General features: G+C 71.1%; 14 protein-coding genes. 12 read left to right on the top strand and 2 right to left on the bottom strand.

Annotation, left to right across the window (positions count from 1 at the left end; genetic code table 11):
• Positions 1–3 precede the first annotated feature (3 nt).
• The 5 genes from BZB76_RS32150 to BZB76_RS32130 are packed head-to-tail and all read left to right on the top strand — an operon-like array spanning position 4 to position 3,952.
• Positions 4–1,023: a DODA-type extradiol aromatic ring-opening family dioxygenase gene (locus BZB76_RS32150; RefSeq protein WP_121438189.1), complete on the top strand. Its 1,020-nt coding sequence runs from the start codon at positions 4–6 to the stop codon at positions 1,021–1,023.
• Entirely contained in the window at positions 1,016–1,711 is a 696-nt protein-coding gene (locus BZB76_RS32145; RefSeq protein ID WP_121438188.1) for an RraA family protein, read from the top strand. The genes BZB76_RS32150 and BZB76_RS32145 overlap by 8 nt, the downstream gene beginning before the upstream one ends.
• Entirely contained in the window at positions 1,708–2,373 is a 666-nt protein-coding gene (locus BZB76_RS32140) for an RraA family protein (RefSeq protein WP_121438187.1), read from the top strand. Before BZB76_RS32145 ends, BZB76_RS32140 begins: the two co-directional genes overlap by 4 nt.
• Positions 2,370–2,996, top strand: a complete 627-nt coding sequence (locus tag BZB76_RS32135) for a 4-carboxy-4-hydroxy-2-oxoadipate aldolase/oxaloacetate decarboxylase (protein ID WP_121438186.1) — start codon at positions 2,370–2,372, stop codon at positions 2,994–2,996. Before BZB76_RS32140 ends, BZB76_RS32135 begins: the two co-directional genes overlap by 4 nt.
• Positions 2,993–3,952, top strand: coding sequence for a flavin reductase (locus tag BZB76_RS32130; RefSeq protein ID WP_121438185.1), 960 nt, complete (start codon positions 2,993–2,995; stop codon positions 3,950–3,952). Before BZB76_RS32135 ends, BZB76_RS32130 begins: the two co-directional genes overlap by 4 nt.
• Before the next feature lie 15 nt (positions 3,953–3,967).
• Here BZB76_RS32130 and BZB76_RS32125 read toward each other — a convergent pair whose 3' ends face one another.
• A complete protein-coding gene (locus tag BZB76_RS32125; protein ID WP_147449630.1) occupies positions 3,968–5,155 on the bottom strand; it encodes a PucR family transcriptional regulator in 1,188 nt (395 codons plus the stop codon).
• A 147-nt stretch (positions 5,156–5,302) separates the two neighbouring features.
• Between BZB76_RS32125 and BZB76_RS32120 the strand changes: the two genes are divergently transcribed.
• From BZB76_RS32120 to BZB76_RS32090, 7 genes are all read left to right on the top strand, one after another.
• Positions 5,303–6,763: an aldehyde dehydrogenase family protein gene (locus BZB76_RS32120; RefSeq protein ID WP_246007346.1), complete on the top strand. Its 1,461-nt coding sequence runs from the start codon at positions 5,303–5,305 to the stop codon at positions 6,761–6,763.
• A gap of 49 nt (positions 6,764–6,812) precedes the next feature.
• Complete coding sequence (locus tag BZB76_RS32115) at positions 6,813–7,007, top strand: ferredoxin (protein ID WP_121438182.1); 195 nt, start codon at positions 6,813–6,815, stop codon at positions 7,005–7,007.
• Positions 7,000–8,151, top strand: a complete 1,152-nt coding sequence (locus BZB76_RS32110) for an NAD(P)/FAD-dependent oxidoreductase (RefSeq protein ID WP_121438181.1) — start codon at positions 7,000–7,002, stop codon at positions 8,149–8,151. Before BZB76_RS32115 ends, BZB76_RS32110 begins: the two co-directional genes overlap by 8 nt.
• A 31-nt stretch (positions 8,152–8,182) precedes the next feature.
• Positions 8,183–9,364, top strand: a complete 1,182-nt coding sequence (locus BZB76_RS32105) for a cytochrome P450 (RefSeq protein WP_246007345.1) — start codon at positions 8,183–8,185, stop codon at positions 9,362–9,364.
• Between the two features lie 15 nt (positions 9,365–9,379).
• Complete coding sequence (locus BZB76_RS32100) at positions 9,380–10,438, top strand: alcohol dehydrogenase catalytic domain-containing protein (RefSeq protein WP_121438180.1); 1,059 nt, start codon at positions 9,380–9,382, stop codon at positions 10,436–10,438.
• Positions 10,428–11,666: a flavin-dependent oxidoreductase gene (locus BZB76_RS32095; RefSeq protein ID WP_121438179.1), complete on the top strand. Its 1,239-nt coding sequence runs from the start codon at positions 10,428–10,430 to the stop codon at positions 11,664–11,666. Before BZB76_RS32100 ends, BZB76_RS32095 begins: the two co-directional genes overlap by 11 nt.
• A gap of 189 nt (positions 11,667–11,855) precedes the next feature.
• Positions 11,856–12,155, top strand: coding sequence for a hypothetical protein (locus tag BZB76_RS32090; protein WP_121438178.1), 300 nt, complete (start codon positions 11,856–11,858; stop codon positions 12,153–12,155).
• A 41-nt stretch (positions 12,156–12,196) separates the two neighbouring features.
• Here BZB76_RS32090 and BZB76_RS32085 read toward each other — a convergent pair whose 3' ends face one another.
• Positions 12,197–12,955 (bottom strand): aquaporin, encoded by a 759-nt coding sequence (locus BZB76_RS32085; RefSeq protein ID WP_246007344.1) that lies wholly within the window; start codon positions 12,953–12,955, stop codon positions 12,197–12,199.
• Positions 12,956–13,000 lie beyond the last annotated feature (45 nt).

The following is a 13,000-nucleotide window of genomic DNA, read 5'->3' as shown; positions in this document are numbered from 1 at the left end:
GCCATGGCGACCGTAGTCACCGGGATCGGCTGCTCGCACGGACCCCAGCTCAAGACGCCGCCGACCGGCTGGTCCGAGCGCGCGGTGGCCGACCGGCGTAACCAGGCCCTCGAATTCCGGGGACGCACCTACTCCTTCGCGTCACTCCGGACCCTGCGCAAGGATTTCTCCGAGCACTGCACACCCGAGGCGATGCAGGCCAACTGGGACGCCTCGCAGGAGGCGATGGACCGGCTGGGACGGCACGTGGCCGCCGCCGACGTCGACGTGCTCGTGATCGTCAGCAGCGACCACAAGGAGGTCTACGGCGACGAGCTACTGCCCACGTTCGCGATCTACTGGGGCGAGGACGTCGCGCACGTGCCGTTCACCGAGGCCCAGCTCGCGGCCATGGCGCCGGGACTGGCCGAGGCCGCGCTCGGCGATGTGCCCGCGCGGACGGTCGTGCGGGAGTGTCACCCGGACCTGGCCCGGCATCTGATCGAACAGGCCGGCGGGTCCGGCTTCGACGTGGCCGCGTCGCGCGCGCTGCCGCCGGGCCGGTACGCCAACCACGGCGTCCCGCACGGGTGGGGCTTCATCTACCAGCGGATACTCGGCGAGAAGTGCCGCCTCCCGTTCGTCCCGGTATTCATCAACACCTTCTACGAGCCCAACCCGCCATCGGCCGCGCGTAGCTACCAGTTCGGCCGCGCGCTCGGCCGGGCCCTGACGGACTTTCCCCAGGACCTGCGGGTCGGCGTGATCGCCTCCGGCGGGTTGTCGCACTTCGTCATCGACGAGGAACTCGACCGGCGCTTCCTCGCGGCCCTGGAGTCCGGCGACGAGCGGTACCTGACCTCCATCGACCCGGCCCTGCTGCGTTCGGGCACCTCCGAACTGCGCAGCTGGATCGCGGTGGCCGCCATCGCGGCCGAGACCGGGCTGACCGTCGCCTCCACTGCTTACCGTCCCTGCTACCGCACCGAGGCCGGCACTGGAAACGCCATGGGCTTCGTGACCTGGAGCCGTACCGATGACTGATTCCCTCGACGAACCCGGCACCGCGTCCGATGCGATCACGCGCCTGCGGTCGCTGGACGTGTGCGCCGTCTCCGACGCCCTGGACACCCTGGGGCTGCCCGGCGCCACCGTGGGACTCGCCCCGATGTGGCCGTCCCCGGGCACCGTCGCCGGACGGGTCCGCACCGTCAAGGCGGGCCCGAGGGCGGCGGCCGGTCCGACCACGCACATCGCGAGCCCCGCCGTCGCCTCCGCGCGTCCCGACGACGTCATCGTGATCGACAACCGTGGGCGCACCGACGTCTCATGCTGGGGCGGGCTGCTCGCCGAAGCCGCCGCGGCCGCGGGGGTCGCGGGGGTCGTCGTGGACGGCGCCTGCCGTGACGTACCCGAATGCGCCGGTCTCGACCTGCCGTTGTTCGCCAGGGCCGCCGTTCCGGTCAGTGCCCGGGGCCGGATCGTCCAGGACGCGATGGACGTGCCCGTCCAGATCCGCGGCGTCCGGGTCCGCTCCGGCGACCTGGTGGTCGCCGACCGCAACGGCGTGGCGTTCATCGCGGCCGAGCACGGCGAACGGGTGATCGCCCTCGCCGAACGCATCACCGCCCGGGAGGCCGCGATGGCGGCGGCGGTGCGGGCGGGCCGCTCGATCGTCGAGGTCATGCACGACAGCCAGTTTCCCGCCGCCACCGCCGAGGAGATCCCGTGACCGTGCCCGCCATCCCCGTCGACCCGCGGCTCGGGGACCTGTCGACCGCGACCCTCTCCGACGCGCTGGACAGGCTCGGACTGCCCGGCAGCCTGCACGGGCTCGCACCGCTCGGGCCGGGGCAGCGCCTGGTCGGACGCGCGTTCACCGTCCGCTACCGGCCGGCGGGCAACCCGCCCGGAACCGTCGGCGACTACCTCGACGACGTCGCACCGGGATCGGTTGTGGTCCTCGACAACCAGGGGCGCACCGACTGCACGGTGTGGGGCGACATCCTCACGGCCGTGGCGCACGCGAAGGGAGTCGCGGGCACCGTCATCGACGGCGTCTGCCGTGACGTACACCGCGCGCTCGGCCTCGGCTACCCGATCTACAGCCGCGGGCGGTTCATGCGCACCGGCAAGGACCGGGTCGAGGTCGCCGAGGTGGGCGGCCCGGTGCCCGTCGGCGGAGTGCAGATATGCCCGGGCGACCTGCTGGTCGGCGACCAGGACGGCGCCGTCGCGATCCCCTCGACGGCTCTCGCCGACGTCGTCGGCCTCGCCGTCGAGATCGCCGAGCGTGAGGAGCGGATCCTCGCCGGCGCGCTCGCCGGTGCCACCATCGCCGAAGCCCGGGCCGCCCACGGCTACCACGAACTGCAGCGCCGAGGAACACGATGAGCACCATCCCGTCCACCTACGACGAGACCGCGCTGCTGGCGATGGGCACCGCGACGCTGTTCGAGGCCGCCCGCCTGGACTGCGACCTCGACCCCGAGCTGCGGCCGGTCTGGCCCGGCGCCCGCCTGTGCGGGGCCGCGTTGCCCGTGCTCGCCGCCGACGGCGACAACCTGCCGCTGCATTGGGCGCTGGAGCAGGCGGCACCCGGTGACGTACTGGTCGTCGACGCCGGGGGATCGCGCTGCGGGTTCTGGGGCGAGGTGCTGTCCGTCGCCGCCCAGGCCCGGGGGGTGCGCGGACTCGTCATCGACGGGGGTGTGCGCGACACCGCGCAGCTGGAGCAGCTCGGTTTCGCGGCGTTCTCCTCGTCGATCGCGATCCGCGGCACCAGAAAGGCGTGGCGAGGGACCGTCGGCGAGCCGATCACGGTGCGGGGACGCCCCGTGCGACGTGGCGATCTCGTCGTCGCCGACCAGGACGGCATCGTCGTCCTGCCGGCGGAGCGCGTGGACGACATCGTCGAGGCGGCCCGGGCCCGGGTCGAGAAGGAGGAGGCCTACATGGACAGGCTGCGGTCGGGCGAGCTGACCCTGGACATCTACGCGCTGCGGAACACGCGATGACCGCCACCGACCCGCAGACCGGGTTCAAGAAGGCCGCCGGGCACTTCGCATCCGGCGTCACGATCGTCACGACCCGCAACGGCGGCCACGTCTACGGCATCACCTGCTCGTCGTTCGTGTCGCTGTCGCTCAACCCGCTGCTGGTGACGGTGTCGGTCAATTCCCAGAGCCCGTTCCTCGCGGAGGTGCGCGAATCGGGGTGCCTCGCCGTGAGCGTCCTGGCCGATCAGCAGCAGGACGTGTCGCGGTACTTTGCGACCCGCGGACGGGGCCGGGCCGAGGGCGAGTTCCCGAATCTGGCGACGGAGTCGATGACCACCGGTGCGCCGATCGTGAGCGACTGCCTGAGCTGGTTCGACGCGAAGCTGCACGCGATCCTGCCCGGCGGCGACCACAAGATCCTCATCGGTGAGGTGGTGGCGGCGGGCGGACGGGACGGAGCGCCGCTGCTGTACTGGGCCGGGAACTACCGCACACTGGACGTGGCACCGCCCGTCGATCGCATCGAGCAGTACGCGGACGCGATGTCGGTCCAGCTGCATCTGATCGGCCTCGACAGCACCGGGCTCCTGGACGCGCAGCTCGCCCTCGAACCCGCCGCGGGCGCACTCGCCGCGCGTGTTCGCTCCGCGGCGGGGCTGTCCGCGCTTCGCGCCTCGCTGGCGGAGTCGCGCACCCTCACCGCCGACCCGGAGGCGTTCACCGAGTCCGCGCTGCGGTTCCACACCGCGCTGGGGGCGGCGTCGGAGAACCCCGCGGTCGCCGCGTCGGTCCAGGCGCTCGGGCGCTCCCGGCGGGCGCACTACGCGAACGGCACCACCCGAGAGTCCATGATCCGTACGATCGAGGCGCACGAGAGGATCTATCGCGCCATCGAGTCCGGCGACGCGGAGCGCACGCGGGCCCTGGTCACCGACCACCTCACCACGGTGGGCGCGCGGCTGTGCCACCAGTGAGGCGACGAACGGCCGTCAGTGCGTGCCGCGCAGGCGCGCCAGCGTCGCGACGCGCAGCGCCGTGTGCATCTCCCGGCGGGCGCTGCCCCGTCCCAGGTCGATCTCGCCGATCTTCTGGATGCGGTCCAGCCGGTAGTACACCGTGCTGCGGTGGACCATGAGTTCCCGCGCGGTCGCCTGCGCGTCGCAGGCGTTGTCGAGGTAGCACTCCAGCGTGGTGATGAGATCGGGCCCGTTCGCGACGGCCAGCAGTCTCTGCAGCGGTGGGGGCAGATCCCTGCGGGTGAGTGAGGCGAGCGGGAGCTGGACGAGTAGCCGGTCGAGTCCGAGGTCCGACCACTTCGCGATCGGGCCGTAGGTCGCCTCGTCCAGCGCGGCCGCCCGGGCCGCGACCAGGGCCTCCCGGTAGGACTCGACCGCGTCGGCGAGTTCTGCCCGCGGGTCACCGATGCCCGCGCGCAGCCGGGAGAGCCCGTCCGCGCCCAGGTGTTCGGCGATCCGTTCCTGGTTGACGCGGCGCGGCGTGATCGCGACGGCATGCGTGTCCAGGACCGTCCCCGTCACTTTCGAGGGCGACTTGCGCAGCAGATCCGCCATGCAGTCGTTGAGGACCAGCCGGTCCTCGATGGACAGTTCCCCCTCCGGCGTGCCGACGCTGAGCACCAGAGCCGTATAGCTCTCCGACGCACCGATCATGCGTGTGTCGCGCAGCACCTTCGCGGCCTCGGCCCGTGTCTCGGGATCGCCGGACAGGACACCTTTCAACTGCTCATTGACGTGTGCGAGCTCGCGTTTGCGGCTGAGTTCACGTTCGTGCAGCAACTCCTTGAGATCAGCAGCGGCCGCGTCGAGCGCGTCACGGTGCCAATCCGCTCCCTCATCATCAGGCGTGCCGGGATGAATGTAGGCGATGTACCCGACGAGGCGTTCGCCGCGCCGGATGGGGACGATCACCCGGGCCGGCGCGCCGGTCTTCTCGTCAGGTGGAATCACCACCGCGCCGTGGGCGCGGTGAGCGCCCGCCTGATGGATCATCTCCCGACCTCGCGCGGTACCACGACGGCTCAAGATCACCGTTCGGCGCACCTCGTCGATGTCGTCGTCGTGCGCGCTGAACGCCACGAGGTTCAGCTCGGTGTCATAGAGGACGAGTGAGCGATCGAGCTGCTCGGCGAGGTTCTGGATCACATCGTCAACGTTCAACTGCCGACCACCCATCCCGACACGGTGTCGGAAATTTTGAGCCGAGCTTAATACACCAGGTGAAGGCCCTGACCGTGGCCACGCACATACCGTTCGGCCAAGGCGTCCGGCGAGGACGGCTCGACGCCCGTCGAAATGGAGATCCACGTGAGCATCCTCGATCCTGTGACATGGACCGGCAGGCTGTACTCGTCCGGCTGGCGGGAGGGTTCCGGTGGGCCGGGCGCCGTCTCGGAGGCGGCGACCGGGATCCAGCTGGGCACCATCGGCACGGCTTCCGGCCCGGATGTCGAAGCGGCGGGCGCCACGGCCGCCGCGGCGCAGCCCGCTTGGGCGGCGACTTCGTTCAGGGAGCGGGGCGCGGTGCTGTATCGCGCCGCCGCGGCGCTGGAGGCCGACCGCGACGACATCGTCGCCTTCATGATCCGCGAGACCGGATGCACCCGCCCCAAGGCCGCGCAGGAGATCACCAAGGCCGTCGGCGAGCTCACCGCGGCCGCCGCCCTGGTCGACCAGCCCTGTGGCGACCTGCTCCCGCACGAGGTCTCCGGCGTGCTGTCGATGGCACGCCGCGTCCCGGTCGGCGTCGTGGGCGTCATCGCACCGTGGAACGCTCCACTCATGCTCGCGATCCGCGCCGTCGCACCGGCGCTGGCCCTGGGCAACGCGGTGCTGCTCAAGCCCGCACCGGAGTCCTCGGTCAGCGGCGGTGTGGTCCTCGCCCGGATGCTGGAGGAGGCCGGACTCCCCGACGGCCTGCTCCACGTCCTGCCGGGGGGCGCCGACGTCGGCGAGGCCGTCGTCCGGTCGCCGTACACCGCGGTGATCTCCTTCACCGGGTCCTCCGCGGCCGGGCGCCGGGTCGGTGAGATCGCGGGCGGCATGCTCAAACGCGTCGTCCTCGAACTCGGCGGCAACAACGCCTACATCGTCCTCGACGACGCCGACCTCGCGATGGCCGTCAACAACGCCGCCTGGGGCTCGCTCCTGCACCATGGGCAGATCTGCATGGCGACCGGCCGGCACCTCGTCCACGAGTCGCTCGCCGACGAGTACGTCGAGCGGCTCACCTCCTACGTGCGGTCGCTCGCCGTCGGCGATCCCACCCGCCCCGAGGTGCGGGTGGGGCCGCTGATCAGCAAGCGCCAGGCGGACCGGGTCCACGAGATCGTCGCCGAATCGGTGGAGGCCGGCTCGGTGTTGTGCGCCGGTGGCCGGCAGGACGGCCCCTTCTACAGCCCGACCGTCCTCGACCGGGTCACGCCCTCGGTCCGCGCCTTCAGCGAAGAGATCTTTGGTCCGGTGCTCCCCGTCACCCGTTTCTCCAGCGACGACGAGGCGGTCGAGCTCGCCAACGCCACCCGGTACGGGCTGTCGGCGGCGATCCACACCGCCTCGATGGGGCGCGGCCTCGACATGGCCACCCGCCTGCGCACCGGCATGGTGCACATCAACGGCCAGACCATCAACGACGCGCCGCACGTCCCGATGGGCGGCACCCGGGACTCCGGCAACGGTGGCCGCTACGGCGGGCACTGGAATCTCGACGAGTTCACCCAGTGGCAGTGGGTCACGGCCCGCAGCACTCCGGGCACCTACCCCGTCTGAACCAGCCCGGCACAGCCGCGATCCCGGAAAGCACGAAAGAAGAAGTCGCATGAAGATCTCAGTGGAACGCGCCCGCTGCGAGGGCTACGGGTTCTGCGAACAGTCCGCGCCAAACCTGCTGCGCCTCGACGAGGAAGGCGAACTCGAGATCCTCCTGGAGGAGGTCCCGGCCGCCGACATCGAGGGCGCCCAGGCCGCCGTACGCGTCTGCCCCGTCGCCGCGTTGAAGCTCACCGATGCGTAGCGGTACCGGCACGATCGTCATCGTCGGCGGTTCGGTCGCCGCGACGACCGCCTCGGACGCGCTGCGCCGGCAGGGACACGATGGCCCGATCACCGTCCTGAGCGAGGAGTCCTACGCACCGTATGTGCGGCCGCCGCTGTCGAAGGCCGTCCTGAAGGGCACCGAGCCGGTGGAGTCGGTGTTCATGACCGCCCTGCCCTCCGACGTCACGCTGCGCACCGGCGCGCGGGCGACCGGCCTGGACGCCGAACGCCGGCGCGTGCTGCTCGCCGGCGGCGAGGAGGTGCCCTACGACGGGCTCATCCTCGCGACCGGCGCCCGCGCCCGGCGCCTGGGCTCGTCTTCCGGCGAGCTGGTCGTTCGCGACCTCGACGACGCGCTGGCGCTGCGTGACCGGCTCACCACCGCGCGCTCCGCGCTGATCATCGGTGGTGGCTTCCTCGGCATGGAGATCGCTTCCTCCGCGCGCTCCCTCGGCATCGAGGTCACCGTCATCGATCAGGATCCGCATCTGGTCCGCCAGTTCGGCCGGCAGCTCGCGGCCCGACTGACCGCCGCCGCCACCGCCGCGGGCGTCGTCCTCGCCCGCGCCGCGGGCGGTGTCGAGTTGCTCGGCGGCGAGGAGGTCACGGGCGTGCGCACCGGCTCCGGGACCGTGCACGAGGCCGATGTCGTGATCACGGCGGCCGGCTGCCGGCCGAACGTCGAATGGCTCGCCGGCACCGGGCTCGCCTCGCCGGCCGGGGTCCGCGTGGACAGCCGCTGCCGGGTACGGCCGGACATCGTCGCCGCCGGTGACCTCGTCGCCCGGCCCCACGGTTCGGGCGGCCTGCGCCGGACCCCGCACTGGGCCAGCGCGCTCGACCAGGCCCGCGTCGCCGCGGCGGCGCTGGTACGCGGCGCCGAAGCCCCGGTCTACCGGCCCAGGCCGTTCTTCTGGACCGAGCAGTGGGGTCTGGACATCAAGATCGCGGGCGAGATCCGTCCCGGCACCGAACTCTCGGTCCTCGACGGCTCGCTCGAGGATGGCGACGCCCTCGTCCAGTGGGTCCTCGACGGCCGCCCGGTCGCCGCGGGCACCGTGAACCGCCGGGTCCCGATCGGCAGACTCCACAAGCTCGCCGCACCCGCGCCCGCGGCGTGACCTCCATTCCCACCTCGTCTCTGGAGCCACCTTGACCACCAGCCCCGTACCAGCCCTGGACCTCGATCTGTTCACCGACGAGGCGCTACTCGACCCGTGGCCGCTCTACCAGCGGATCCGCGACGCCGGGCCGGTCTGCTACCTCTCGCGCCTCAACGTCTGGGCCATGGGACGCTACGCCCAGGTCCGGGCCGCCCTCGGTGACTGGGAGACCTACTCCTCGGCCAGCGGCATCGGCCTCAACGAGATCGCGAACGAGGCCACCCGCGGCCTGATCATCGCCACCGATCCGCCCGAGCACGACCGGCTCCGCGGCGTCCTGGCGGAGCGCCTGTCGCCGCGCGAGATCCGCAAGCTCGGCGACGACATCCGGCGCCGGGCCGTCGAGCTGGTCGACGACCTGGTCGGGAAGGGCGGCTTCGACACGGTCACCGACCTCGCGCAGGACTTCCCGCTCTCCATCGTGCTCGACCTGATCGGGCTGCCCCAGGACGGCCGGGACAAGGTTCTCACCTGGGCCGACGCCGCCTTCTCCGCGAGCGGTCCCGAGGGCCCGCGCACCGAGGCGGCCCTCCCTCTGCTCCAGGACCAGCTGGTGTACCTCGCGACCCGGGCCACCCCCGACCAGCTGGCCCCGGGCAGCATGGGCCGGGCGATCTACGAGGCCGCCGAGGCCGGGAAGATCGAGCCCGAATCCTGCGTACCGCTGATGTCCGCCTACGTCACCGCCGGCCTGGACACCACGATCAACGCGATCAGCAACGCCGTCTGGTACTTCGCGACCTACCCCGACCAGTGGGACGCGGTCCGCGAAGACCGCGGCCTGATCCCGAGCGCGTTCAACGAGATCCTGCGCATCGAGTCGCCCGTCCAGTTCTTCTGCCGCGTCACCACCCGCGACGTGGACGTCGAGGGCATGGTGCTGCCCGAAGGCTCGCGGGTGATGATGCTGTACGCGTCGGCGAACCGGGACGAACGCCGCTGGCCGGACCCGGAGCGCTTCGACGTCCGCCGCAACCCCGCCGAGCACGTCGCCTTCGGTTACGGCATGCACGGCTGCGCCGGCCAGGGCCTGGCCCGGCTGGAGGGCCACTCCATCCTGGAGGCGCTGGCCGACCGCGTGGCGCGTTTCGAGGTCGGCACGCCGCAGCGGCGCATCAACCAGCTGATCCGCGGGCTGAGCGCGCTGCCCACCACCGTGCACGCGGCCTGAGAGGAGCGGCTGACCATGTTGGCCACGAGGTTCAACAAACCCTTCGACATCACGGTCGAGCAGTTTCCGGACCCGCGCCCGGTCGACCCCGCCGACGCGACCGTGGAGATCCTGTACTCCGCGATCTGCGGTTCCGACCTGTGGACCTACCGCGGCATCGTCCCCCACGCCCCCGGCGGCATCGGCCACGAGTTCATGGGACGCGTCCTGGACGTCGGCGCCGACGTGACATCGGTCCGGCCGGGTGACACCGTGATCGCGCCGTTCGCCTTCTCCGAGGGCCACTGCGACCAGTGCCGGAGTGGGCTGCAGCCCCTGTGCGAGGACTCGGGTATCTGGGGCAAGGACTGGGCGGGCGCACAGGCGCAGGCCATCCGGGTGCCTTTCGCGGACGCGACCCTGGTCCCTCTGCCGTGGTCGGCCGGCGAGCTCGACACGGAACTGGCCCGGCTTCTGATGCCGCTGTGCGATGTGTACGCCACCGGCACCCACGGCGCGGTCCTCGCAGGCGTCGGCCCCGGCGACACCGTGGTCGTCATCGGCGACGGGGCCGTCGGCATCTCGGCGGCCCACGCGGCACGCCGCATGGGTGCCGGGCGGGTGGTGCTGCTGGGCGAACAGCCGGCACGGCTGACGGTCGCCGAGGGGTTCGACGTCGAGACCCTGCGGGTGTCCCGCGACGAATCGCCGGTCGCGCGGGTGCGCGAGCTGCTCGGCGGCCGGCTGCCCGACCGGGTGGTGGAGTGCGTCGGCGCGCAGGCCGCCTTCGACACGGCGCTTGAGGTGGTCGCGCCCGGCGGAGCGGTGGGATACGTGGGCGTCCCGCACGGTGTGGAGCCGGTCGCGCCGATGCGGCTCTTCGCACGCCAGATCAACCTGTGCGGTGGGGTGGCGCCCGCCCGCCGCTATCTTCCCGGGCTGATCGACGAGGTACGCGCCGGCGGCCTCGACCTCTCAGCACTGATCGACCGCACGCTCGCGCTCGCCGACGCCCCCAAGGGCTACGCGGCGATGGACACCGGAACGGCACTGAAGGTGCTGCTGGAGACCACAGGAGGAAGCCATGGCGACTGAGCCGACGGTGGCCATCGCCGGTGCCGGTATCGGCGGCCTCACCCTGGCACTGGAACTGCACGACCGAGGCATCGAATGCGTCGTCCTCGAAGCCGCCCCGCAACTGGAGTCGCTCGGCGTCGGCATCAATCTCCTTCCGCACGCCACCCGCAACCTGTCCCGGCTGGGGCTGGAGAACGCGTTGGCGGCGGTCGCGGTGACAACGGCCGAATCCGCGTTCTTCAACCGGTTCGGGCAGCACATCTACAGCGAGCCCGTCGGCCGCCACGCCGGTTACACATGGCCGCAGTTCTCGATCCACCGCGGCGACCTGCAACTGGTGCTGCTGGATGCCGTGCGGGAACGCCTGGGCGCCGATGCGGTCCGCCTCGATCACCGGGTGGTGTCCGCCTCACAGGACGAAGACCGCGCGACCGTAGAGATACGGCATTCGGACGGATCGACCGACTTCACTTCCGCCGCCGTGGTCGTAGCCGCAGACGGTGTGCATTCGGCGATCCGCCGGCAGTTCCACCCCCAAGCGGCGCAGCCCAAGTACACCGGCTACATGATGTGGCGGGGCGTCACCGTGTGGCCGCCGTTCCTGTCAGGCGCATCGATGGTGCGCGCCGGGTGGCTCGCGACCGGAAAAATGGTGATCTACCCCATCCGCAACGCCGTCGACGAACGGGGACGCCAACTGGTGAACTGGGTCGCCGAATGCGAAGCGCCCATGCGCGACAAGCGCGACTGGAACACCCCAGGGCTCATCGAGGACTTCATCGGTCCGTTCGAGGACTGGCACTTCGACTGGCTCGACGTTCCGGCGCTGATCCGCGCAGCCGACGAAGTCCTGGAGTATCCGATGGTGGACCAGGACCCGCTGGACCACTGGACCGAGGGGAGGATCACCCTCCTGGGCGATGCGGCGCACCCGATGGTTCCACGCGGTTCCAACGGCGCCGCACAGGCCATCCTCGATGGTGGAGTGCTGGCCGAACACCTGGCCCGGACCGATCCGGTCACCGCACTGCGCCGCTACGAGGAAGCCCGCCTGCCGGCGACGGCGCAGGTGGTCCTCACCAACCGCAGGAATCCGCCGGACGCGATCCTTCGGGAGGTCTACAAACGTACCGGCGACCAGCCCTTCGATCACATCGACGATGTCCTCACCCGGGATGAGATCGTCGCCCTCAGCGAGGGGTACAAGACCATCGCCGGCTTCGACAAGGAGCAGTTGGCACAATGAAACGGACCACGCGCCGTCCGAGTGCCGATCGGCCCCCGGTCGCGCTTCGTAGGACATGGTCGTTGTGGAAGAGGCTGTGAGCGAGTTCCCTGGCGTCGGCGCCGCTGAACGCGGCTGACTCTGGTTCGTAGACGGCTTCACCAGAAGTCTGTCGAGACTGCCTGGTAGGAGGTCGAGAAGCTCCGGGCAGTGTTGCGGCGGCACGGTGTTCTCGAGCTGTTCGATCCGGGTGTTGCGTTCGGTGGAGCGCCTGCGGATGTCGTTCATGAGGTCGGCGACTCCGCCCGGGAGTTCGGGATTCTGGACGAGACGGCGTCGCCGGTCCTCGATCTCGGCCTCGCGTCCGCGTACCGCTCCGTCCACGCGATCGACCAGCGTTCACGCCGTGCTGGTGACGAGGTCCGGCACGTCCTGGCCAAGGCCCGCCAAGCGTTCGGTGGACCCCGTGTCGACGTCCATGGACATATGGAGCCCGGCTCCCACAGATGACAGAACCTCACCGAGGAAACGCTAGGTGCCGCGCGGCTCGGTCATCTGGCAACGCCTGCTTCTGGGACGGCGTCCTCCGGGGGCGGTAGCGGGGTCTCCTTGACCGGAGGCTGTAGGAAGGCGTGTGCGGCGGCGGCGACAATGGCGCCGGCGAGAGGGGCGATGATGAACAGCCACACCTGTTCCAGGGCGGTCCCGCCGACGACGAGGGCGGGGCCGAGGCTGCGGGCGGGGTTGACCGAGGTGCCCGTGATCGGGATGCCGATGAGGTGCACGGTGGTCAGCGCCAGGCCGATCGCGACGCCGCTGACGGACGGGATGGCGGCCTCGCTCGTCATCGCGAGGACGGCGAACACGAACAGCGCGGTCAGCACGACCTCAGCGAGGAACGCGCCGCCCACATTGATCCGGACGAGGCTGGCCGCGCCCCACCCGTCCGCGCCGAGCCCGGTCACGGACCGGCGGTAGACCGGCGAGCCGGTGAACGTCGCCCACAGCAGCAACGCGCCGAGGATCCCGCCCGCGAACTGGGCGGCCCAGTAGCCGACCGCCTCGACCGGCTTCATCCGGCGGGCGAGCAGCACACCGAGCGTGACCGCCGGATTGACGTGGCAACCTGAGATCGGGCCGATCGCGTAGACCAGGACGAGAAGCACGAGCCCGAACGCCAACGCCGTCGCGACCATACCCGCCGCGACGCTCCTGCCGGCGAGGCCGAAACCGAACGACAGGGTCGCCACACCCACCGCGAAATAGACGAGGAGCAGCGTCCCCACGAATTCGGCCGCATACTTCCTCACCACGGTCTCCACCCCCCGAGAACTGGTGCCGACGACCTACCCGGG

It is taken from the genome of Actinomadura pelletieri DSM 43383, from assembly GCF_003634705.1.
Lineage (GTDB): Bacteria > Actinomycetota > Actinomycetes > Streptosporangiales > Streptosporangiaceae > Spirillospora > Spirillospora pelletieri.
The sequence above is the reverse complement of the archived record's forward strand: the minus strand, read 5'-3'. Positions and strand labels throughout refer to the sequence as shown.